The organism is Agromyces sp. NPDC055658, from assembly GCF_053618155.1.
This window is the reverse complement of the sequence record NZ_JBSHHD010000026.1, coordinates 1-20,048: the sequence shown is the minus strand read 5'-3', so window position 1 is coordinate 20,048 and position 20,048 is coordinate 1. Positions and strand designations below refer to the sequence as shown.

General features: G+C 71.9%; 22 protein-coding genes. 9 read left to right on the top strand and 13 right to left on the bottom strand.

Annotated features, from left to right (window positions below; all coding sequences use genetic code 11):
- Nucleotides 1–120: 120 nt before the first annotated feature.
- The 5 genes from ACWGPE_RS13140 to ACWGPE_RS13120 form a co-directional block, all read right to left on the bottom strand.
- Nucleotides 121–1,005 (bottom strand): serine protein kinase RIO, encoded by an 885-nt coding sequence (locus tag ACWGPE_RS13140; protein ID WP_231429407.1) that lies wholly within the window; start codon nt 1,003–1,005, stop codon nt 121–123.
- A 242-nt stretch (nt 1,006–1,247) separates the two neighbouring features.
- Entirely contained in the window at nt 1,248–1,697 is a 450-nt protein-coding gene (locus tag ACWGPE_RS13135; protein WP_231429409.1) for a hypothetical protein, read from the bottom strand.
- Nucleotides 1,694–2,959 (bottom strand): hypothetical protein, encoded by a 1,266-nt coding sequence (locus tag ACWGPE_RS13130; protein ID WP_452048867.1) that lies wholly within the window; start codon nt 2,957–2,959, stop codon nt 1,694–1,696. The genes ACWGPE_RS13135 and ACWGPE_RS13130 overlap by 4 nt, the downstream gene beginning before the upstream one ends.
- A 7-nt stretch (nt 2,960–2,966) precedes the next feature.
- A complete protein-coding gene (locus ACWGPE_RS13125; protein ID WP_275507061.1) occupies nt 2,967–3,608 on the bottom strand; it encodes a SipW-dependent-type signal peptide-containing protein in 642 nt (213 codons plus the stop codon).
- An 8-nt stretch (nt 3,609–3,616) separates the two neighbouring features.
- Nucleotides 3,617–4,291, bottom strand: a complete 675-nt coding sequence (locus ACWGPE_RS13120; protein ID WP_275507060.1) for a SipW-dependent-type signal peptide-containing protein — start codon at nt 4,289–4,291, stop codon at nt 3,617–3,619.
- Between the two features lie 120 nt (nt 4,292–4,411).
- On the opposite strand from ACWGPE_RS13120, the gene ACWGPE_RS13115 reads away from it, so the two are divergent.
- A complete protein-coding gene (locus ACWGPE_RS13115) occupies nt 4,412–4,996 on the top strand; it encodes a TOPRIM nucleotidyl transferase/hydrolase domain-containing protein (RefSeq protein WP_231429420.1) in 585 nt (194 codons plus the stop codon).
- A 34-nt stretch (nt 4,997–5,030) separates the two neighbouring features.
- Here the strand turns inward: ACWGPE_RS13115 and ACWGPE_RS13110 are convergent, their stop codons facing one another.
- From ACWGPE_RS13110 to ACWGPE_RS13100, 3 genes are read right to left on the bottom strand one after another with little or no spacing between them, the layout of a single operon-like run.
- Entirely contained in the window at nt 5,031–5,822 is a 792-nt protein-coding gene (locus tag ACWGPE_RS13110; RefSeq protein WP_452048866.1) for a sulfite exporter TauE/SafE family protein, read from the bottom strand.
- The gene (locus tag ACWGPE_RS13105; protein ID WP_452048865.1) at nt 5,819–7,387 is read right to left on the bottom strand and encodes a gamma-glutamyltransferase family protein; all 1,569 of its coding nucleotides are present in this window, start codon (nt 7,385–7,387) and stop codon (nt 5,819–5,821) included. The genes ACWGPE_RS13110 and ACWGPE_RS13105 overlap by 4 nt, the downstream gene beginning before the upstream one ends.
- Nucleotides 7,384–8,163 carry a FadR/GntR family transcriptional regulator gene (locus ACWGPE_RS13100; RefSeq protein ID WP_231429426.1) on the bottom strand — a complete coding sequence of 260 codons (780 nt, stop codon included), beginning with the start codon at nt 8,161–8,163 and terminating at the stop codon, nt 7,384–7,386. Before ACWGPE_RS13100 ends, ACWGPE_RS13105 begins: the two co-directional genes overlap by 4 nt.
- Before the next feature lie 129 nt (nt 8,164–8,292).
- On the opposite strand from ACWGPE_RS13100, the gene ACWGPE_RS13095 reads away from it, so the two are divergent.
- The 4 genes from ACWGPE_RS13095 to ACWGPE_RS13080 are packed head-to-tail and all read left to right on the top strand — an operon-like array spanning nt 8,293 to nt 11,794.
- Nucleotides 8,293–9,147 (top strand): ABC transporter substrate-binding protein, encoded by an 855-nt coding sequence (locus tag ACWGPE_RS13095; RefSeq protein ID WP_231429427.1) that lies wholly within the window; start codon nt 8,293–8,295, stop codon nt 9,145–9,147.
- 44 nt (nt 9,148–9,191) lie between these two features.
- A complete protein-coding gene (locus ACWGPE_RS13090; RefSeq protein ID WP_231429429.1) occupies nt 9,192–10,013 on the top strand; it encodes an amino acid ABC transporter permease in 822 nt (273 codons plus the stop codon).
- Nucleotides 10,014–10,023: 10 nt separating this feature from the next.
- Nucleotides 10,024–10,824 (top strand): amino acid ABC transporter ATP-binding protein, encoded by an 801-nt coding sequence (locus ACWGPE_RS13085; protein WP_255679823.1) that lies wholly within the window; start codon nt 10,024–10,026, stop codon nt 10,822–10,824.
- A gap of 16 nt (nt 10,825–10,840) precedes the next feature.
- Nucleotides 10,841–11,794 carry an arginase family protein gene (locus ACWGPE_RS13080; RefSeq protein WP_452048864.1) on the top strand — a complete coding sequence of 318 codons (954 nt, stop codon included), beginning with the start codon at nt 10,841–10,843 and terminating at the stop codon, nt 11,792–11,794.
- On the opposite strand, the gene ACWGPE_RS13075 is transcribed toward ACWGPE_RS13080, so the two are convergent.
- From ACWGPE_RS13075 to ACWGPE_RS13055, 5 genes are all read right to left on the bottom strand, one after another.
- A complete protein-coding gene (locus tag ACWGPE_RS13075) occupies nt 11,791–12,525 on the bottom strand; it encodes a FadR/GntR family transcriptional regulator (RefSeq protein WP_275507055.1) in 735 nt (244 codons plus the stop codon). The two genes, ACWGPE_RS13080 and ACWGPE_RS13075, sit on opposite strands and share 4 nt — an antisense overlap.
- Before the next feature lie 37 nt (nt 12,526–12,562).
- Complete coding sequence (locus ACWGPE_RS13070; RefSeq protein ID WP_275507054.1) at nt 12,563–13,321, bottom strand: sulfite exporter TauE/SafE family protein; 759 nt, start codon at nt 13,319–13,321, stop codon at nt 12,563–12,565.
- 95 nt (nt 13,322–13,416) lie between these two features.
- Nucleotides 13,417–13,974 (bottom strand): hypothetical protein, encoded by a 558-nt coding sequence (locus tag ACWGPE_RS13065; RefSeq protein WP_452048863.1) that lies wholly within the window; start codon nt 13,972–13,974, stop codon nt 13,417–13,419.
- A gap of 80 nt (nt 13,975–14,054) precedes the next feature.
- On the bottom strand, nt 14,055–14,486 hold the full coding sequence (locus ACWGPE_RS13060; protein ID WP_231429440.1) for a pyridoxamine 5'-phosphate oxidase family protein: 432 nt from the start codon (nt 14,484–14,486) through the stop codon (nt 14,055–14,057).
- 52 nt (nt 14,487–14,538) lie between these two features.
- Complete coding sequence (locus ACWGPE_RS13055) at nt 14,539–15,711, bottom strand: GTP pyrophosphokinase (RefSeq protein ID WP_452048862.1); 1,173 nt, start codon at nt 15,709–15,711, stop codon at nt 14,539–14,541.
- Nucleotides 15,712–15,985: 274 nt separating this feature from the next.
- Here ACWGPE_RS13055 and dnaK point away from each other — a divergent pair, with 274 nt between their 5' ends.
- From dnaK to ACWGPE_RS13035, 4 genes are all read left to right on the top strand, one after another.
- Nucleotides 15,986–17,857: a molecular chaperone DnaK gene (gene dnaK, locus ACWGPE_RS13050; RefSeq protein WP_452048861.1), complete on the top strand. Its 1,872-nt coding sequence runs from the start codon at nt 15,986–15,988 to the stop codon at nt 17,855–17,857.
- Between the two features lie 2 nt (nt 17,858–17,859).
- Entirely contained in the window at nt 17,860–18,480 is a 621-nt protein-coding gene (locus ACWGPE_RS13045; RefSeq protein WP_452048860.1) for a nucleotide exchange factor GrpE, read from the top strand.
- Nucleotides 18,481–18,604: 124 nt separating this feature from the next.
- Nucleotides 18,605–19,594 carry a DnaJ C-terminal domain-containing protein gene (locus ACWGPE_RS13040; RefSeq protein WP_231429447.1) on the top strand — a complete coding sequence of 330 codons (990 nt, stop codon included), beginning with the start codon at nt 18,605–18,607 and terminating at the stop codon, nt 19,592–19,594.
- Nucleotide 19,595: 1 nt separating this feature from the next.
- Nucleotides 19,596–20,009 carry a heat shock protein transcriptional repressor HspR gene (locus tag ACWGPE_RS13035; protein ID WP_231429449.1) on the top strand — a complete coding sequence of 138 codons (414 nt, stop codon included), beginning with the start codon at nt 19,596–19,598 and terminating at the stop codon, nt 20,007–20,009.
- The last annotated feature ends 39 nt before the right edge of the window (nt 20,010–20,048 follow it).

Sequence of the window (20,048 nt, the reverse complement as noted above, 5' to 3'; positions counted from 1 at the left end):
CGGCCGGGGCCGATCCGCGTCGATCGAGTGCACTGTATCGCGAGGCGGCGCCGATGCACGCTGCGGGCGCGTCTCGCGTTCAGGATGCCCCGGCCGAGGCATCCTGAACCGCGCTCCCGCTCACATCGCGACCATGCCGACGAGTTCGCCGAACAGCTCCTCGGGGTCGCACTCGAGGCGCTGGCGGGTGAACCACGAGCACACGTTGACGCAGTCGCGGTGCAGCAGGTCGAAGCCCTGCGGGTTCGACACGAGGTCGACGACCTGCGGCAGGTCGATCACCACGATCCGGCCGTCGTGCACGAGCAGGTTGTAGGGCGAGAGGTCGCCGTGCGCGAGCCCGCCGGCGGCGAGCGTGTGCATGAAGTCGACGATCTGGTGGAACAGCTCGCGGAGCTCGCCGGGCGTCGCGCGCACCTGGGCGAGCCGAGGCGCCGCGACGCCGTGCGCGTCGCCGATGAACTCCATGAGCACCTCGGTGCCCGCGACCTGCACGGGGTACGGAACGGCCGCGCCGAGTTCGGTGAGCCGCGAGAGCGCCTCGAACTCGGCGTAGGCCCACTGCACCTTCGCGACCTCGCGGCCGAACGAGGTGCCCTTCGCTACGGCGCGGGCGTCGCGGCTGCGGCGGGTGCCGCGGCCCTCGGTGTAGACCTGCGACCGGTGGAAGTCGCTGTGCTCCGCGCCGCGATACCGCTTGGCCGCGAGCAGCACGGCGTTGCCGGCGACCGCGGCGTCGGCACCCGGCACGGCGCGTTCGATGAGGAAGAGGTCGGCCTCCTTGCCGCTCTTGACGACGCCGAGCTCGGTGTCGATCGCGGCGGCGGAGGTGACGAGCCAGTCGGGTCGCGGCTCGGGGCCGCGTTCCGACGGGGTGGTCGCGGGCCAGGTCGACCAGCGCTGGTCCTCGCCGGGCTCGATGTCCTGGAAGGCGAGGTCGCCCGCGTCGAAGCGCGGGGTCGTGAAGGCGGGAAGGTCCGTGCGCGAGTTCACGATGGAACGCACGACAGCGGTCTCGTCGAGTGACGACGTCAGATGCAAGGTGGTTTCTCCGAAGGACGCGGAGGCCACCGCCGCGGATCAGCGGCTGAGGGCGGCCTCGCAGGATGAAGGGATGTCGAGGTGCATGACGAAGACAGCCATGGTCGTCTCCTCTCCTTCACCCGGATGCTCCGGGGCCGGCGCCCGGTGATGGACGCAGCTTCGGCAGTCTAGGGCGGATCGGGTCGCCCGTCCAGCATTCCGTCCTACGGAACCGAACAGGTCGAGTTCACGTTGACCACGACGGTCGTGAACGAGAGCGAGCCGGTCTTCGCCGCCGACTCCCACCCGCCGGGCCCGACGGCGAAGAGCGAGAAGGTGCCCGAGCCGATGCCGAGCAGGCCGTTCGTGAGCTGGAGCGAGGTGGCGCCGGCGGCGAGCGTGCCCGAGCCCGCGAGACCGCCCGTGACCGTCCAGCGGTACCCGGTGCGGGTGAGCCCGCCCGCCGGCGCGGTCCAGTTGAACGTCACGGGCTGCAGGAGTCCCGCCGTGCAGGTCATCTGCGTGACGGCGGCGACGCTGCCCGAGGCGAACGTCCCCGTCGCGCGCTCGCCGTCGTTCCACGCGGCCTCGGTCGGCTGCGCGGTGCCGATCAGGGCGGCGGATGCCGCGACCGCCGCCGCGGCCACGACGATGCGGAGCCGTCCGCGCCTCATCGGGTCGCCCCGTGTCCGGCGGATCGGCGACGGCGGCGCGATCCGGCCAGGAGCGCGGCGCCGCCCAGCGCGAGCGCGGCGACGACGGCGATCACCGGCGCCGCGACCGTGCCGGTGCCGGCGAGGCCGTCGTGCGCCCCGCTGCCCGGTGGGCCGATGCTCGCCTCGTCGCCACTGCCGGTCGCACGCACGACGAGCGTGGCGAGCCCGGCCGGGGGACCGGCCGACGGCGCCATGCGCACCTCGAAGCGCAGCCATCGCTCGTCGTCGCTCGACATCGTGAGAAGCGGCAGCCGCTGCCCGTCGACGGGCAGCTCGAGGCCGTCGGCGACGGTCGTCGGTGCCCCGCAGCCCGCCGCGGTCCAACGCTCGGCGCACCAGGCGACGTCGCCGACGAGTCCGAGGGACGGCGATCCGGTGCCGCTCAGGGTCACCGCGATCGTGCCGCGCTCCGGCGCCTGCGCCGACACGCCGACCTCCCAGACCACCGTCTCGCCGGGCGCCATGCTGGCCATCGCCTGGGCGTCGCCGACCGAGACGAGCCGGATCACCTCGCCCTGCACCACCGTCTCGTCGGCGGTGACCCCGACGCCCGCGCGAGCCGGGGCGGCGGAGCCGAAGACAGCGGTGCCGATCGAGACGGCGACGAGGCCGAGTCCGAGGGCGCTCGCACCCGTCGCCGTGCCGCGGCGGTGGCGCGGTGCTGCCCCGGGCAGGGCATCGGGTCGCGATGCCCCGGGTGAAGGCGCGGAGGGGCCTCGGGGGCGACGTGGCCAGAACGCCCACACGACGAGCGCCGTCGCCCCCAGGGTGAGCCCGCCGAGCACGCGCGCGTCGCCCAGGGCGGCGATCGCCGGTGCGGCGCCGGGCACCGAGAACAGCACGATGCGGGCGGTCGCGACGTCGTACGGCGCCGGGTCGTCGACGGGGTTCGCATCGCCCCGAAGGGTCAGCGAGCGGGTCGACGGCCGGACGCCGTCGTCGATCGCGACGACGCGGTGCGTGACCGGCAGCCGGCCGGGACGATCGACCGTGACGACGTCGCCGACCGCGAGCGACGAGGCGGGCACCTCGCGCACGACGGCCGCGGAGCCGGCCGGGATCGTCGGACTCATCGAGCCCGTGCGGAACAGCACGATTCCCACGCCCAGGCTCACCGCCGCGATGACGAGCACGAGGCACAGCGCCCCCGCCGCCGCAGCGACGGTCAGCAGCGCATCGCCGGCGACGGCGAGGCCGCGGGAGGGACGTGCTCGAGGCATCCGGCTCTCAATTCGACGATGCGGCGGTGAACTGCCACGTGACCGTGGCCGACTGCCCCTGGTAGCTGTTCGCGGCGCCGTTCACGACGCGGACCTCGAAGCACAGCCCGATCGCGCCGCCGGCCGCGGCGACCGGGCTCGCGACCGGGGTGCCCGGCACCGAGGTGACGGGAAGCCAGCTCGAGGCCCCGCCCGCGATGTACGCGGGCGTGCCCGTGAAGGCCGCCGCAGCGCAGGTCGCGGTCGGGTTCGGCGCGGTCATGCGCACCGCGCGGTATTCGAGCGCCGCGACGAGTCCACCCGAGTTGTTCGTCACGCCCGTCAGCGACACGTCGCCCGCCACCGTCGTCGCGGTCGTCGTGCGCACGTTGAGCCAGGCGTAGTGCGACACCCCGGGCGACATGCCGGTCGCCGCGAACGACAGCGTCGCCCCCGGCGCCGTCGGGCGACTCGCGTACGTCGGCGAACCCGCGCTCTGCGACTCGGTGTCGAACACGCTCGCGGCGAAGCTGCCGGTGGCGACCTCGGAGTCGTTCCATGCCGCCATGGTCGCCGTCGCCCCGACGCCGAAGACGATGCCGCCGGCGAGCACCGCTCGCAGGATGCGGGCGCGCCGCCGGCGATCACGGGGCGCGCGATGCCGTGACACGAGCACGCCTACGGCAGCACGTCGCCGGACTCGGCGGCGAACTCCCACGTCACCGTGCCCGATTGGCCAGACTCGAGCCCGGTGCCCGCGGTCACCGCGAAGCAGAGGAACTTCGGCGCCCCGGCCGCCGTCAGGTCGAACGCCGGCGCGGCTGCCGGGTCGGTCACCGCCTGGTCGGCGACGAGCGCCGTTCCCGGCGGCGGGGTCGCCGCACTGCAGTCCTCGTTCCAGGCGTCGACGGCGTACAGCGAGTAGGTGAGGTTCGCCCCGATCGTGCCGCCGGTCGTCGAGGCGACGGTCACGGCGGCCTCGTAGTCCGACGTCGGGATCATCTGGACGGCGAACGGCGCGTACACCGTCGAGCCGGGGCTGAGCTCGTCGGCGTCGAGCGCGAACGTGAGCGTCTTGCCCGGAGCGGTCGCCGAGCTGCTGAATGCGGTGCCGTCCACGCTGCCCTCGATGCCGAACGCGCCGGCACCGAACGTGCCCGTCGCGAACTCCGAGTCGTTCCAGACCGCGAGCGTCACCGCAGCCCCGACGCCGAGGACGAGCCCTCCCGCCAGGATCGCGAGGACCTTGCGGCGGCGGTCGCCCGGCTGGGCCCCGGTCGATCCGTCGGCCGGTGGCCGGGCACCGCCCGTCGCCGTGCCCCCGCCGGTCGTCGCGCGTGTCGTCGATGCCATGAGTCGTCCCCCCAGACGCCCGGGCTCTCGTGGATGTCCCCCGATTCGGGTCCCCCAACCCGGTCTTCTGGAGCCTACCGGCGCGAGTGGGGACGCGGAAGGGGCGAGTAGGGTCGGCACATGCGCGACATGGTGCTCGTCGAGGCATCCACCCTGGTGCTCGTCGAGGGCGAGAGCGACCGGCTCGCCCTCGAGGCGCTCGCCGCGCGCCTCGACGCCGACCTGCCGGCGGCCGACGCCGCGGTCGTGCCGATGGGCGGCGTGACGAACCTGCGGCATCACCTGGCGGCGCTCGCGCGCGAGGCCGAACCGCGGCGGGTGCTGGGGCTCTTCGACGCGGGCGAAGTCGCCTACGTGCGACGCGCCGTCGACGACGCCCGGCTCGGCAGGCCGGGCGACCCGCTCGAGGCGACGGGGTTCTTCGCGTGCGAGCCCGACCTCGAGGGCGAGCTCATCCGCGCGCTCGGCGCCGCCCGCGTCGAGGAGCTCCTCGCCGAGCACGGCGAGCTCGCGCGGTTCCGCACGTTCCAGCACCAGCCCTTCCAGCGGGAGCGGCCCGTCGAAGCGCAGCTGCGCCGGTTCATGGGCACGCATGCCGGGCGCAAGGCGCGGTTCGCGCCGATCCTCGTCGCCGCCCTCGAGCCGCGCCGCATCCCGGCGGCGATGGCGGCGCTCATCGCCGAGGCCGTCGCGGGCGCCGGCTGAACGCGGCGCGCCCGTCAGCCGCCTCGACCGCCCGTCACCCGCGTGCCGCGCGGCGAGCCTTCACGTGCTTCTGGACGAGCTGCCAGGCGGCGAACGCGAGCAGCAGCGAGAACGCGACGTTCGACGCGAACGGCGTGATCGCCTGCGCGGTGAGCGTGCCGAGCGGCGAGACGATGCACGCGGCGATGCCGATCGCCGCGGCCATGCGCAGGTCGACGTTGCCGCGCCGCAGGTTGCCGATCGTGCCCGAGATCGAGCCGGGCACCATCATCGCGAGCGAGGTGCCCTTCGCCACGAGGTCGCTCGCACCGAAGAAGAACATGAGGATCGGCACCAGGATGATGCCGCCGCCGACGCCCATGAGGCCCGACAGCACGCCGGTCAGCACGCCGACGACGACGAGCAGCGCCCCGGTGAGCACGTCGATCTCGATCGCGGCATCGCGCTGGGGCACGACGAGCCAGAGGCTCACGCCGACGATCACGAGGAACGCGAGGAACGACCAGAACAGGATGTCGCGGGGGAGGCGCGCGAGCAGCCAGGTGCCGAGCTGGGCGCCGACGACCACGCCGACCGCGATCAGCGCGGCGGCGATCCAGTCGACATGGCCCGTGACGCCGTAGCTGATCGCGCCGACGATCGCCGTCGGCAGGATCGCCGTCGTCGAAGTGCCGGCGGCGAGGCGCTGATCGACGCCGAGCAGCATGAGCAGCGGCACGACGACCACCCCGCCGCCGACGCCGAAGAGCCCGGAGAGGTAGCCGGCGACGACGCCGATGCCGATGAGCGCGAGGATTGGGCGGCGCGCGGTCTGCTCGACGGTCATCGCGCCACCGCCTCGTGCTGGGCCTCGACGACGATCGCGGAGCCGTCGGACCGGGGGTCGCTCGCCGCGTCGAAGCCGCCGTCGGTCACCCGGATCAGGTTCGAGTGGCCGAGGCCCTCGTCGCGCGGCCGCACGACCTTGACCGCGAACTGCGGGGCGGCGTCGAGTGCCGCGCGGGCCGGCGCCGCGACATCCGACTCGGCCGTGACGGTGGTCGCGGTGTCGCCGTCGTCCTGCACGCCGACGACCCAGCGCGGCGCACTCGTCGCCTCGATCGCCGACGCGCCGGCGAGCGTGCGGAGCAGCAGGTGCGCGTGGATCTGGGGCTGCGCCTGGCCGCCCATCGTCGCCTGCACCTGGAGCAGCTCGCCGTTGCGCAGCACGAGCACGGGCATGAGCGTGTGCGGCGGGCGCAGGCCCGGGGCGAAGGCCGCCGGGTGCGCCGGATCGAGCGAGAACGAGGTGCCGCGGTTCTGGAACAGGATGCCGGTCGAGGGGTCGAGCACGCACGCGCCGAACGCCCAGTAGACCGATTGCACGAGCGAGACCGCCCAGCCGTCGGACGAGACGGCCGTGAGCCCGACCGTGTCGCCGAGCGCTGGGCGGCCGTCGTGCGACTCGGCCGGCGCGTCGACCGTGATCAGCTGCACGCCGTCGAGCGGCGCGACATCGGGGTCGCACAGCCACGCCGCGCGCACGCGGTTCGCCGCGTGGAACAGGTCGGCCAGCTCGGCCGCGTCGGCGCCGAGGGGGTCGCGGAGGTCGCGCTCGGCGACGCCCGTCACCGCGCGGAGCAACGAGAACCCCTGCGTGTTCGGCGGGGCGGTGACCACCTCGACGCCGAGCGCCTCGAGGCGGAGCGGGTCTTCGACGATCGGGCGGTAGGCCGCGGCATCCTGCGCGGCGATGCGGCTGCCGAGGGCGGCGAGCCCCGCGATCCAGCGCGCGGCGACCTCGCCCTCGTAGAACTCGTCGGGACCGTGCTCCGCGAGGCGGTCGAGCGTGTCGGCGAGCGCCGGCTGCACGAGCGGCTCGCCCTCGTCGAGCGGGGCGTCGCCGGGCAGGAACACCTCGCGGCAGCCGGGGTCGGCCGCGAGCGCGTCGCGGTCGTCGCGGATGGCTCGGCTGACCGAGAGCGCGGTCGGCACGCCGGCGCGCGCGTGGTGCCGCGCGGGTTCGAGCCGCTCGGCCCAGCCGAGCCGGGCCCCGAGGTCGGCGAGCGCCTGCCAGCCGCGCACGCCGCCGGGCACGGTCACCGTGTCGATGCCGCGCTTCGGCAGGGCGTCGCCGTGGCGCTCGCGGAGCGCGTCGAGCGTCTGCGTCGCCGGCGCCCGGCCCGTCGCGTTGACGAACCGGATCTCGCCGTCGGGGCTGCGGACGAGTGCGACGAGGTCGCCGCCGAGCGCGACGTTGTTCGGGTAGACGACGCAGAGCGCGGCCGCGGCGGCGATGGCCGCGTCGATCGCATTGCCGCCGGCGCGGAGCATGGCGGCCCCCGCCTCGGTGGCGAGGTGGTGCGACGTGGCGACGGCGCCGGAGATCGGGGGGTTCGGAGTGTCGGTCATGCGCGGATCGCCTCGTTGGTCGGAGTGGGCAGGGAGTCGGTGGCCGCGGGCATCGCCGCAGGCCCGACGTTGGTACGGATCGCGGCGAGCACCTCGTCGACGTGGGCGCGGGCCTCGCGTTCGGCGGCGCCCGAGTCGTGCGCGGCGATCGCCTCGAAGATGCGCCGGTGGGCGGCGCTCGACGCGCTGCGACGCTCGGGCGACTGCAGGCCGCGGCGGCGGCTCGGCTTGATCTGCGTCGCGATGAGGTCGGTCAGCTGGGCGAGCAGCGGGTTGTGGGTGTACTGCGAGATCGCCTGGTGGAAGGCCCGGTCGAGCTTGGCGTAGCGCTCGAGGTCGGTCTCGGCCTCCATGCTCTCGACGAGGCGGCGCAGCTGCGCGACGTCGCGATCGGTCACTCGGATCGCGGCGAGTGCGGCGATGGGCGGCTCGATCGCCGCGCGCAGCTCCATGATGCGCGCCAGTTCGTGGCTGCCGTCGTCGGAGCGCTCGAGCATCGAGGTGAGTGCTGAGCCCATCGCTCCGCCGCGATCGCCGGGGGAGACGACGATGGTGCCGCGGCCGGGCCGCCGGTCGATGAGCCCGCGGCTCTCGAGCTCGTGCAGGGCCTCGCGGATCGAGACGCGCGAGACGCCGAGCAGTTCGCCGAGCTCGCGTTCGGGCGGAAGGCGGTCGCCGGGCTTCAGCTCGCCGTCGAGGATCAGGCGCTCGAGATCGACCGACAGCCGGCCCGGCACCGAGAGCGCCTCGAGGCGGCGCAACGACGTCCACTCCATGTTCGATCCTCTCGCGGAATGCCCCGTTCGCGAGCCGTCGGCGGAGGGCATATCGACAGCTTGACAGTTGGTCCTACCAACTGTCAAACTGGGCCACCACAACGCTGTGCCCTCGACCAAGGAGCCCCCATGACCGGCCGTTTCCCCCTCCGTCGCATCGCCGGCGCCGTCGCCGCACTCGCCGTCGCCGCATCGCTCGCCGCCTGTTCGAGCTCGGGTTCCGGGGGGTCCGCCGCCTCCGGCGACGACGCCCTCGGGCTCGTGAAGCCGGGCGCGCTCACCGTCTGCACGGGAGACTCGCCGCCCAACATCTTCTACGACGAGAACAACGAGCTCACGGGCGTCGAGATCGACATGGCGAACGCCTTCGCCGACAACCTCGGCCTGAAGACCGAGCTCGCCGAGTACGCGTTCGCGGGGCTCATCCCCGCGCTGCAGGCGAACCAGTGCGACGTCATCATGGGCTCGCTCTACATCAAGCCCGAGCGAGAGGAGATCGCGAACTTCGTGCCCTACCTCTACTCGGGCACCGGCGTCGGCGTCTCGAAGGAGAACCCCAAGGGCGTCACCGGCGTCGACGACAGCCTGTGCGGGCTCAAGGTCGTCGCGATCACCGGTGCCACCGGCGGCAACGGCGCCGAGGAGCTGTCGGCGAAGTGCGAGGCCGACGGCGAGAAGGCCCTCAACCTCACCCTCGTCGACGAGGGCACCGCCGCCGTGCAGCAGGTCATCACGGGGCAGCAGGACGCGTTCATCGACACCTCCGAGATCATGGACTTCTACAACCGCGAGTCCGACGGCGCGCTCGTGATGGCTGGCGAGCCGGTCGGCAAGATCAAGATCGGCGCCGCGACGCTGAAGGACAACACCGCGCTCAACGAGGCGCTCGACGGTGCGATGCAGCAGATCATCGACGACGGCGACTACGCCGCGCTGCTCGAGAAGTGGGGCGTGCAGAGCGCCGACATCACCGCCGGCGAGTAGTCCGCTCGGGCACCCCGCGACACGAGTCACCTCGGAGGAGACCCATGACATTCGACTGGACCTATTTCTGGCAGAGCCTGCTGACGCCCAGCGAGCAGTTCCTGAACGGGCTCGCGCTCACGATCATCATCTCGGTGGTCTCGATGGTGCTCGCGCTCGTGCTCGGACTCGTCATCGCGCTCATGGGGCGGAGCCGGTTCCTGCCGCTGCGCATCATCGCGAGCCTGTACGTCTGGGTGATCCGCGGCACGCCGCTGCTCGTGCAGTTGGTGATCATCTACACGGGGTTCGCGGCTGTCGGGCTGTTCCGCTTCGAGGACGCCGACCTCGCGGGGGTGCTCATCAAGGGCGCCGTCCAGGCCTCGATCGTGGGCCTCATGCTCCACGAGAGCGCCTACATCTCGGAGATCGTCCGCTCGGGCCTCGAGTCGGTCGAGCGCGGCCAGAACGAAGCGGCGCTCTCACTCGGTCATACCCCGCTCGGGGCGATGAGGTACATCGTCGTCCCGCAGGCGATCCGCATCATGGTGCCGCCGCTCGGCAACTCGTTCAACGGCCTCATGAAGACCACCTCGGTGCTCTCGATCATCGGCGTCGCCGAGATGTTCCAGGTCGGCAGCACGATGGCGTCGTCGACGTTCAAGGTCTTCGAGATCTACCTCGTGATCGCCATCTACTACCTGGTGCTCACGACGGTGTGGACCGTCGCCCAGACGGCGATCGAGAACAGCCTCAACGCACGCGCCGGGCTGCCGAGGGCCGAGTCGGCGTGGAAGCGGCTCTTCGGCCTCCGGAGCCGCAAGGCGTCGCCCGCGCAGGCGACGGCCGAGACATCCCGCGTGCTGCAGACCGATGACGCCTACTGAGGAGCGGACGATGAACGACTACACCGTGGCCACCCCGATCGAGACCCGGGGGCCGATCGTTCGCGCCGTCGGGGTGCGCAAGTCCTTCGGCGACCGCGAGATCCTGAGCGGCATCGACGTCGAGGTCGAGCGCGGAGAGGTCGTCGTGCTCGTCGGCGCCTCGGGCGCCGGCAAGACCACCTTCCTGCGCACGCTGAACCGCCTCGAGCCGATCGACGGCGGCGAGATCGACGTCAACGGCGAGCAGATCGGGCAGCACGCGAACGGCAAGGGCAGGCTCGTCGAGCGGTCGGCGCGGGACCTCGCCCGGCAGCGGGCGGACATCGGCTTCGTGTTCCAGCACTTCAACCTGTTCCCCCACATGACGGTGCTCGAGAACATCTGGCACTCGCCCGTACGGGTGAAGGGCGAGAAGAAGTCCGAGGCCGTCGGCTACGCACGCGAGCTGCTCGCCCGGGTCGGCCTGGCCGACAAGGCCGACGCGCGACCCAGGTCGCTCTCGGGCGGACAGCAGCAGCGCGTGGCGATCGCCCGTGCGCTCGCGATGCGGCCGGCGCTCATGCTGTTCGACGAACCGACGAGTGCGCTCGATCCCGAGATGGTGGGCGAGGTCCTCGCGGTCATGCGCGACCTCGCCAAGGCCGGCATGACCATGATCATCGTGAGCCACGAGATGGGCTTCACCCGCGAGGTCGCCGACCGGGTGATCGTGATGGACGGGGGCCGCATCATCGAGTCGGGACCGCCGGCGCAGGTCTTCACCGCGCCCCAGCACGAGCGGACGCGGCAGTTCCTCTCGAAGGTGCTCTGACGGGAGGGATGGCTCGATGACCGTCAACGATCGGCGACGCGCGCCCGGCACCCTCTTCGGCGTACCGCACGCCGCCTCGGCGGAGGGAGCCCGGGCCGCCGTGCTCGGGATCCCGTTCGACATGGGATCGCATCCGTCGCGCATCGGAGGGCGGGGAGGCCCGGCTCACGTCCGGTCATCCTCGCTCCTCGTGGCCGAGACCGCGGAGGACCTCGGGATCAACCCCGTCGATCACCTGGGGCTCGTCGACCTCGGCGACCTCGAGGTCACCCCCGGTCAGGTCGACGACGCCTTCCGGCGGATCGCCGCCGAGGTCGGCGCGCTGCTCGACTCGGGGGTGATCCCGATCACGATCGGAGGCGACGGCGCGGTGACCCTCCCGCAGCTCCGGGAGGCCCACAGGAGGCACCCCGACCTGGTCGTCGTGCACTTCGACGCGCACACCGACGCGTACGACCTGTTCGAGCCGTTCGAGTTCAACAACGCGAACTCGTTCGTGCACGCGGCACGCGAGGGCATCGTCGACGTCGCCCGCTCGTTCCACGTCGGCATCCGCGACACGGAGCTCGCCGGGCGGCCGGGGGTCGTCGGCTTCGCCGAAGCGCTCGGCTATCGCGTGCGATCCATGCGCGCAGTGCGCGAGCGGGGCGTCGCGGACGTGCTCGCGGAGATCAGCGAGGCCATCGGCTCACGGCCGGTCTACCTCTGCTGGGACATGGACGTCTTCGACCCGTCGGTGGCGCCCGGCGTCGTCACGCCGGCGTGGGGCGGGCTCAGCACCGCGGAGGGGCTCGAGCTGCTGCGCGGCGTCGCCTCGCTCGAGGTCGTCGTCTTCGACGTCAACACCGTCTCGCCGCCCCACGACATCGTCGGGCAGACCGGAAGCCTCGCGGCGCACGTGATCCTGGAGTTCCTGGCCGCGGTCGTCGAGCGCGGCGTCCTCGACCGCCAGGCGCTCCTCGACCGCTAGGCGCCCGCCGACCGCGCGTTCGCGGACGCTGCGGCGATCTCGATCTGCTGCTGCACCTCGACGAGGTGCGCCGCGGCCTCGCGCGCGGCGGCCTCGGGGTCGCCGCCCGCGATCGCCGAGAGGATGCGCCGGTGCGCGGCGGTCGACGTCTCGCGCCGCTCGTCGGTCTGCAGCACCGTCGAGCGGCTGGGTGCGATGAGGTTCGCGATCTGCTCGTTGAGCATCGCGAGCAGCGGGTTGTGCGTGTACTGCGCGATCGCCTGGTGGAACGCGCGATCGAGTTCGGCGTAGTGCCCGTGCGACTCGGGGGCGGCCATCGCCTCGACGAGCTGCTCGAGCTGGGCGAGGTCGCGCTCGGTCGCCCGCCGTGCGGCGAGCGCGGCGATCGGGGGCTCGATGATCGAACGCAGTTCGAGGATGTGCGGGATCTCGGAGTGCGTCGAACCGAGGACATCGGCGAGCGCCGCGCTCGACGCGTCGCGCGCGTCGGACGGTGAGAGCACGACGGTGCCGCGACCCGGCTTGCGGTCGATCAGCCCGCGGCGCTCGAGTTCGTGCAGCGCCTGCCGCAACGACACCCGCGACACCCCGAGCCGCTGGGTGAGCTCGAGTTCGGGCGGCAGCTTCTCGCCCGGCTGCAGGGTGCCGTCGAGGATCAGCCGCTCGAGCCTGATCGACAGCCGATCGGGCACCGAGAGCGAACGGTCGCGCCCGACTTCAGACCAGTCCATGAACCCTCCTCAGTCGATTGAAGCAGGGTGCACGGCATCAGCGCACCAGGAACCACACCAGCGCGGCGACGCCGATCACGACGATCACGACGCGATACGCCGTCTGCGGGATGTGCCGCCCGTAGCGGCCGCCCAGCCACCCGCCGACGAACGCGCCGATCGCGATCGCGATCGCCGCCGGCCACGCCACCTCGGTGACGAGCACGAACACGATCGCCGCCGCGAGGTTCGCGGTCGAGGCCATCGCGTTCTTGTACGCGTTCGCGCGCACGAGCGAGCCCGCCATCGTGATCGAGAGCAGCGCGATGAGCAGCACGCCCTGCGCGGCGCCGAAGTACCCGCCGTACACCGCGGTGAGCCCGGCGACGGCCATGGTCGCCGCGGGGTGGTCGCGGTGCTCGGCCTGGCCGTGCAGCCGGGCGGTCCACCGGCGGATCACCGGCCCGAACACGACGAGCAGCAGGGCGACGACGATGAGCACCGGCACGATCATGTCGAACGCCTCGGTCGGCAGCTGCAGCAGCAGGAGCGCACCGGTCACGCCGCCCGCCGCGGAGAAGCAGAGGTAGAGCGCGAGCCGGCGCCACTCGCCGGCGAAGGCCGAGCGCCCGACGATCGTCGCCGTCAGCGAGGCCGGCAGCACGCCGACATTGTTCGTGACGTTCGCGAGCACGGGCGGGTAGCCGAAGGCGAGCAGCATCGGGAACGTCACGAGCGAGCCAGACCCGACGACCGAGTTGATCATGCCGGCGACGACGCCGCCGCCGGTGAGCACGAGGAATTCGACCGGGTTCATCGGGCGGTCACGGCGGTTCGGCGCATCCGTCGATTCAATCAGTTCGGATGCCTCGTGCCGCACACCGTGACGCCGCGCGAGCGCGAGCGTCGGGGCTACGCGCCGGTCGGCGCGACCCAGGCGGCGAAGGTGGGAGCGCTCAGGAAGGTGATCGCGCCGTCGGTCCGGACGACCACGGGGCTGATGCCCGAGCCCGGTTCGACGGGACCGGTGTAGGCGCCGGGCACCGGGTCGTTGGTCAGGGTGTACCCGGCCGTCGCGAGCGCTGCCTCCCACTCGGGCCAGGCCGCGTCATCGACGGCCAGCTGCGCGACATCGAGTGTGATGTCGGTGGCCTCCTTCCCCCAGCGGCAGCCGAGTGCGCCCGCGTCGAGCATCTCGCCGATGAACTCGGTGTGCGTGATCGTGTCGCGAGGGGTGAGTCCGTCGGCGTCGAGCTTCGCGTACGCCTCGTCGGTGAGCACGGTGTCGCATGTCGCGGCGGCGGCGGTCTCCGTCGGCTCCGTGCTCGGTGCGACGGTGGCGTCCGACGTGGGTTCGGACGTGGGTTCGGATGTGGGCTCCGTCGACGGCGCGCCCGTGCAGGCGCTCAGCCCGATCACGAGCAGCGGGAGGGCAGCGGTCAGGGCGAGGCGTTGCAGGGAACGGCGCATGAGCGCGAGTCTAGGGCTGCGTGGAGCCGCGGAGCATCAGGGTGCTCCCCGACGCGCACGCCGGCGCTCGGCGCCAGTGATCAGTCGGCCGAGAGCTCGAACGAGCGCCCGTGCACCTCCGTCGGGATGATGCGCACCCAACGGTCCTTCGTCTCGGGCGCCCAGGGCCGGACGCCGAGTTCTTCGGCCGCCGCGATCTCGCTCTCGCGGTCGAACTCCTCTGCGGTGCCCTTCACGACGACGCTGAACGCCTCGGTCGCCGAGTACCCGTCGACCTGGAACGCCACGCCGTGGTGGATGGTGAGCTCGAGCAGCTTCGTGCCTGCCGCGGTGCGGAACACGATCACGGGTCGATCGCCGCGCGCGTCGAGCCGGTGGTTGACCGGGAAGATGTCGACCTCGCCCGCGGCCGCCAGTGCGATGCGCCCGTACGGGGCGGCCTCGATGCGTTCCCAGCACTCCTCGGGCGGCATCGATCGCGTCGGCGTGCGGCCCTCTGCTGTCTCGTCCATGCTTCGATTCTGGTCGCTTCGGCGGGCGGCCGGAAGAGGGCGCAGGCTCTGCTCAGCCGAGGTCGATCGGCCGGAACCCCGCGTCGTCGAGCGTGCCGACGGGTGCCGCGATCGCACCGTAGCGGCTGCGCACGCCGAGGGCCGAGGCATCGGGGTTCGCGTAGAGGTACGCGGCGACCACCCGGTACTCGGCGAGCCGGCCGTCGGGGACGCGACTCTCGCGGATCGGCTCGCCTCCGAGGAGCGCCGCAGCCAGTGCGGTCCAGTACGTGCCGATCCCGCGGAACGCGCGGGCAGGGCGCTGGGGCTCGGCATCGGCCAGGAGGAGGTCGTTGCTCGTGCTCGCGCAGGCGATCGCGAGCCGGCGACCGAGCTCCGAGTACTCGGCGAACCCGTCGACGAGCGCCTCGTACCTGAGCCAGCCGGCTGCGCGGACGACGCTGCGCAGCTCCCGGCCCGCGCCGGTCACGACGCCGAACGGCACGTCGAGGGCGGCGGTCACGACCTGGTCGAGGGAGCGGGAGTCGCCGTCGTACTGGATGAATCGGCCGATGTAGCCGCGCTCGCCGCCGCCGTCTCCGCGCGCGGCGGGGCCGGCCGTGCGCTCCTCCTCCACCTGACGGCGGATGCGGTCGAGGTTCTCGTCGGCCTGCTCGAGGAGCGCCGCCGACAGGGCGAAGAGGCGGTCGACCTCGCGCGGGAGCTGGCGAGCGGACTTGTAGCGGAAGTCGTGCTCGAGCTCCGACCACGTGTCGGACAGGGCGGTGCGCAGCTGCACCTCGACGAGCGGGGCGTCGACCTCGGCGTCACCGCCGCCCCGCCGGCCGGACGAGCCGGCGATCTGGCCGACGAACTGCACCGATCGATATCCGAAGGCATCGATCGGGAGGAGCTCGGACTTGTCGACCCAGGAGTCGTCGTCGACGATGAGCGCCTCACGGACGACCTGCTCCATGGCGGGGAGGTCGCCTTCGAAGTGCGCGATCACGCGGACGCCGAGGATGTCGCGCACCTCGCGGTCGGGGGCGCGGCGCACCTTCCGCTCGAACGACTCGCGCGACTTCACCCGCGCGGTGACCTGGAAGTAGCGGAAGCCGGCCGCGTCGAGGCGGCGGGCGAAGTCGGCCTCGATGCGACTGCGCAGGCGACGGTACCGTCGCAGCTCGCGGTCGTACCGGGCGAGTTCTGCGGCGACGAGCTGTTCGTCGTCCTCGCGCGCATCCATGATCGGCAGGCTACTGCCTCGGGCGGAATGCCGCGCGGGCGGAATACTGAGCGCCCGCCGTGAGTTGAGTCAAGTACACTCAAGTTTCGCCCCGCCGACTTGACACGTTCACGTGGCACTGCGAGGCTTGAGTCGTCAAGGCTCAAGTCTTGACGCATCTGACTTCGGTTGCGGGCCAGGAAGGCCGAACCGGTATCCGGCGAAGGGGTCTCGACACGCGTCGCGCTGCGCGGCACTACTCGACCACCGAACGCCGGGAGAAGGAGAAACACACATGTCACGTGCAGTTGGAATCGACCTGGGCACCACGAACTCCGTGGTGAGCGTCCTCGAGGGCGGCGAGCCGGTCGTCATCGCGAACGCGGAGGGCTTCCGCACCACCCCGTCGGTGGTCGCATTCACCAAGGACGGCGAGGTGCTCGTCGGCGAGACCGCGAAGCGCCAGGCCGTCACCAACGTCGACCGCACCATCGCGTCGGTCAAGCGCCACATGGGCACCGACTGGAAGACCGACGAGATCGACGGCAAGAAGTACACGCCGCAGGAGATCTCGGCCCGCATCCTCCAGAAGCTCAAGCGCGACGCCGAGCAGTACCTCGGCGACACCGTCACCGACGCGGTCATCACCGTGCCGGCGTACTTCAACGACGCCGAGCGCCAGGCCACGAAGGAGGCCGGTGAGATCGCGGGCCTCAACGTGCTCCGCATCATCAACGAGCCCACCGCCGCGGCGCTCGCGTACGGTCTCGACAAGGGCAAGGAGGACGAGCTCATCCTCGTCTTCGACCTCGGTGGCGGCACGTTCGACGTCTCGCTCCTCGAGGTGGGCAAGGACGACGACTTCTCGACCATCCAGGTCCGCGCGACCTCCGGCGACAACCGCCTCGGCGGCGACGACTGGGACCAGCGCATCGTCGACTGGCTCATCAAGAAGTTCAAGGACTCGACGGGCGTCGACGTCGCGAACGACAAGATCGCCCTGCAGCGCCTCAAGGAGGCCGCCGAGCAGGCCAAGAAGGAGCTCTCGTCGAGCTTGTCGACGAACATCCAGCTCCCGTACCTCTCGCTCACCGAGAACGGCCCGGCGAACCTCGACGAGAAGCTCACGCGCGCCGAGTTCGAGAACATGACGAGCGACCTGCTCGACCGCACGAAGAAGCCCTTCGAGGACGTCATCCGCGAGGCCGGCATCAAGCTCAGCGACGTCGCCCACGTGGTGCTCGTCGGCGGCTCGACCCGCATGCCCGCCGTGTCCGACCTCGTCAAGAAGGAGACCGGCCAGGAGCCCAACAAGGGCGTCAACCCCGATGAGGTCGTCGCCGTCGGCGCCGCCCTCCAGGCGGGCGTCCTCAAGGGCGAGCGCAAGGACGTGCTGCTCATCGACGTCACCCCCCTCAGCCTCGGCATCGAGACCAAGGGCGGCATCATGACCAAGCTCATCGAGCGCAACACGGCCATCCCGACGAAGCGCAGCGAGACCTTCACGACCGCCGACGACAACCAGCCGTCGGTCGCGATCCAGGTCTTCCAGGGCGAGCGAGACTTCACGCGCGACAACAAGGCGCTCGGCACGTTCGAGCTGACCGGCATCGCTCCCGCGCCGCGCGGCATCCCGCAGATCGAGGTCACCTTCGACATCGACGCCAACGGCATCGTGCACGTCTCCGCGAAGGACAAGGGCACCGGCAAGGAGCAGTCGATGACCATCTCGGGCGGCTCGAGCCTCCCGAAGGACGACATCGACCGCATGGTGCGCGAGGCCGAAGAGCACGCCGCGGAGGACAAGGCGCGTCGCGAGTCGGCCGAGACCCGCAACTCCGCCGAGCAGCTCGCCTACTCGGTCGAGAAGCTCATCAAGGACAACGACGACAAGCTCCCCGCCGACGTCAAGTCCGAGGTGCAGGGCGACGTCGACGCGCTGAAGTCGGCGCTCGCGGGCGACGACGACGCCGCGGTGAAGACCGCGTTCGAGAAGCTCTCGCAGTCGCAGACCAAGCTGGGCGAGGCCATCTACGCCCAGTCGCAGGCGGCGGATGCCTCCGCCTCCGGCGAGGACGCCTCGGCCACGGGCCAGGCGGGCGACGCCGCGTCCGATGAAGACGTGGTCGACGCCGAGGTCGTGGACGACGACGAGGAGAAGAAGTAGTCATGACCGACGAGCAGAACCAGAACCACGAGGAGCCGGTGATCCGCGACAAGCGGCGCATCGACCCCGAAACCGGTGAGGTTCGGCAGCCGGCCGCCGACGGGGCGCCCGAGGAGGGCGCCCCCGAGGCATCCGACCTCATCGAGGACGAGACCGAGCTCACCGTCGACGACATCCTGAACGCGGCGAACGCCGAGGTGCAGGAGCCGAGCGACGAGCACCTCGCCGACCTCAAGCGGGTGACCGCCGAGTACGCGAATTACCGCAAGCGCACCGAGGCGAACCGCGAGATCGAGCGCGAGCGCGCAGTCGGTGCGGCCGTCGCCGTGCTGCTGCCGGTGCTCGACGACCTCGACCGCGCCGAGAAGCACGGCGACCTCGAGGCGGACTCGCCCTTCGCGACGATCGCCGCGAAGCTGCGCGGCGCCGTCGAGAAGCTCGGGCTCGCCGCGTTCGGCGAGGTCGGCGAGCCGTTCGACCCGCAGCGCCACGAGGCGATCTTCCAGCAGCCCAGTGACGAGGTCGAGGTCGACACGGTCGCCGATGTCGTCGAGACCGGGTACACGCTGGGCGGCGTGCAGCTGCGCGCCGCGAAGGTCGTCGTCAAGACGCCGGCGGTCTAGCCCCGCCGCACCCACTCCCCGGTGGTCGAGTAGCGAAGCGTCTCGAGACCCGCGCATCAGGTCTCGATACGCGCTACTCGACCACCGGACCCATTTCAGACAGACTCAGAGAGAGGAGGTGCCGATGGCCAGTCAGGACTGGTTCGACAAGGACTTCTACCAGGTGCTCGGCGTCTCCAAGGACGCGAGCGACGCGGAGATCAAGAAGGTCTACCGCAAGCTCGCGCGCAAGTACCACCCCGACCAGAACCCGGGCGACGCTGCGGCCGAGGCGAAGTTCAAGGAGATCAGCGAGGCGAACGCGGTGCTCTCCGACCCCGAGCAGCGCAAGGAGTACGACGCGATCCGGGCGATGGGCACGGGCGCGCGGTTCACCGCGCCGGGCGCCGGCGGCCAGGGCGGCTTCGACGACGTCTTCGGCGGCATGTTCGGCCAGGGCGGTGGGCAGCGCTACACGTTCCAGCAGGGCGGCGGCGCCGAGTACGACGACCTGCTCAGCGGCCTGTTCGGGGGCGGCCGGTTCGGCCAGTCGACCGGCGGGTACCGCGGGTTCGGCGGCCCGACCAAGGGCCGGGACGTCTCGGCGACGACGACGCTCGACTTCATCACCGCCACCAAGGGCGACCAGGTCACCCTGCAGACGGCCGACGGCAAGCCGATCACGGTGCGCATCCCGGCGGGCGTCTCGGACGGCCAGAAGATCCGGCTGCGCGGCAAGGGCCATCCCTCGCCCGACGGCGGCGAGACGGGCGACCTCATCCTCACCGTCAACGTGCGCAAGCACCCCGTCTTCGAGCGCGACGGGCTCAACCTGCGGGTCACCGTGCCGGTGACCTTCACCGAGGCCGCGCTCGGCGCGACCATCCAGGTGCCGACCCTCGGCGGCGACCCCGTGAAGCTCAAGGTCGCGCCCGGCACGCCGAGCGGCCGCGTGCTGCGCGTGAAGGGGCGCGGCGTCGAGACCAAGAAGGGCACGGGCGACCTGCTCGCGGTCGTGCAGATCGCGGTGCCGTCGCACCTCTCGAAGGACGCGCAGGCGGCCGTCGAGGCACTCGCCGCGGCGCTGCCCGACGAGAACCCGCGCGACGAACTGCTCGCGAAGGCCCGGGGCTGACATGAACGAGACGAGCCCGCTCTTCGTCATCTCGGTCGCAGCCGAGCTCGCGGGCATGCACCCGCAGACGCTGCGGCAGTACGACCGGCTGGGCCTCGTCTCGCCGACGCGCACAGCGGGCAAGTCGCGCCGCTACTCGATGCGCGATGTCACCCAGCTGCGCGAGATCGCGCAGCTGTCGAGCGAGGGCGTGAGCCTCGAAGGCATCCGCAGGGTGCTCGGGCTCGAAGACGAGGTGCAGTCGCTGCGGGCCCGCGTGCGCGAGCTCGAGGCGGCACTGGCCGACGAGATGCTCAACCGCCCGGGCCGGCGCATCTTCGCGGCCGGCTCGGCCGGAGAGGTGATCACCCTCAAGGCCGGCACGCGCGCGCGCCGTGAGAACGCCGTCGTCGTCTGGCGCCCGCTCGAACGCTGAACGTCAGCGCGTCGTCCGGCATTCGGGCGAATGCCGGAC

Coding starts and splice junctions, on each gene's coding strand:
- ACWGPE_RS13135 (WP_231429409.1), bottom strand. CDS start 1,697: ATGAGGCGCGGACGGCTCCGCATCGTCGTGGCCGCGGCGGCGGTCGCG.
- ACWGPE_RS13130 (WP_452048867.1), bottom strand. CDS start 2,959: ATGCCTCGAGCACGTCCCTCCCGCGGCCTCGCCGTCGCCGGCGATGCG.
- ACWGPE_RS13120 (WP_275507060.1), bottom strand. CDS start 4,291: ATGGCATCGACGACACGCGCGACGACCGGCGGGGGCACGGCGACGGGC.
- ACWGPE_RS13115 (WP_231429420.1), top strand. CDS start 4,412: ATGCGCGACATGGTGCTCGTCGAGGCATCCACCCTGGTGCTCGTCGAG.
- ACWGPE_RS13110 (WP_452048866.1), bottom strand. CDS start 5,822: ATGACCGTCGAGCAGACCGCGCGCCGCCCAATCCTCGCGCTCATCGGC.
- ACWGPE_RS13105 (WP_452048865.1), bottom strand. CDS start 7,387: ATGACCGACACTCCGAACCCCCCGATCTCCGGCGCCGTCGCCACGTCG.
- ACWGPE_RS13100 (WP_231429426.1), bottom strand. CDS start 8,163: ATGGAGTGGACGTCGTTGCGCCGCCTCGAGGCGCTCTCGGTGCCGGGC.
- ACWGPE_RS13095 (WP_231429427.1), top strand. CDS start 8,293: ATGACCGGCCGTTTCCCCCTCCGTCGCATCGCCGGCGCCGTCGCCGCA.
- ACWGPE_RS13090 (WP_231429429.1), top strand. CDS start 9,192: ATGACATTCGACTGGACCTATTTCTGGCAGAGCCTGCTGACGCCCAGC.
- ACWGPE_RS13085 (WP_255679823.1), top strand. CDS start 10,024: ATGAACGACTACACCGTGGCCACCCCGATCGAGACCCGGGGGCCGATC.
- ACWGPE_RS13080 (WP_452048864.1), top strand. CDS start 10,841: ATGACCGTCAACGATCGGCGACGCGCGCCCGGCACCCTCTTCGGCGTA.
- ACWGPE_RS13075 (WP_275507055.1), bottom strand. CDS start 12,525: ATGGACTGGTCTGAAGTCGGGCGCGACCGTTCGCTCTCGGTGCCCGAT.
- ACWGPE_RS13070 (WP_275507054.1), bottom strand. CDS start 13,321: ATGAACCCGGTCGAATTCCTCGTGCTCACCGGCGGCGGCGTCGTCGCC.
- ACWGPE_RS13065 (WP_452048863.1), bottom strand. CDS start 13,974: ATGCGCCGTTCCCTGCAACGCCTCGCCCTGACCGCTGCCCTCCCGCTG.
- ACWGPE_RS13060 (WP_231429440.1), bottom strand. CDS start 14,486: ATGGACGAGACAGCAGAGGGCCGCACGCCGACGCGATCGATGCCGCCC.
- ACWGPE_RS13055 (WP_452048862.1), bottom strand. CDS start 15,711: ATGGATGCGCGCGAGGACGACGAACAGCTCGTCGCCGCAGAACTCGCC.
- dnaK (WP_452048861.1), top strand. CDS start 15,986: ATGTCACGTGCAGTTGGAATCGACCTGGGCACCACGAACTCCGTGGTG.
- ACWGPE_RS13045 (WP_452048860.1), top strand. CDS start 17,860: ATGACCGACGAGCAGAACCAGAACCACGAGGAGCCGGTGATCCGCGAC.
- ACWGPE_RS13040 (WP_231429447.1), top strand. CDS start 18,605: ATGGCCAGTCAGGACTGGTTCGACAAGGACTTCTACCAGGTGCTCGGC.
- ACWGPE_RS13035 (WP_231429449.1), top strand. CDS start 19,596: ATGAACGAGACGAGCCCGCTCTTCGTCATCTCGGTCGCAGCCGAGCTC.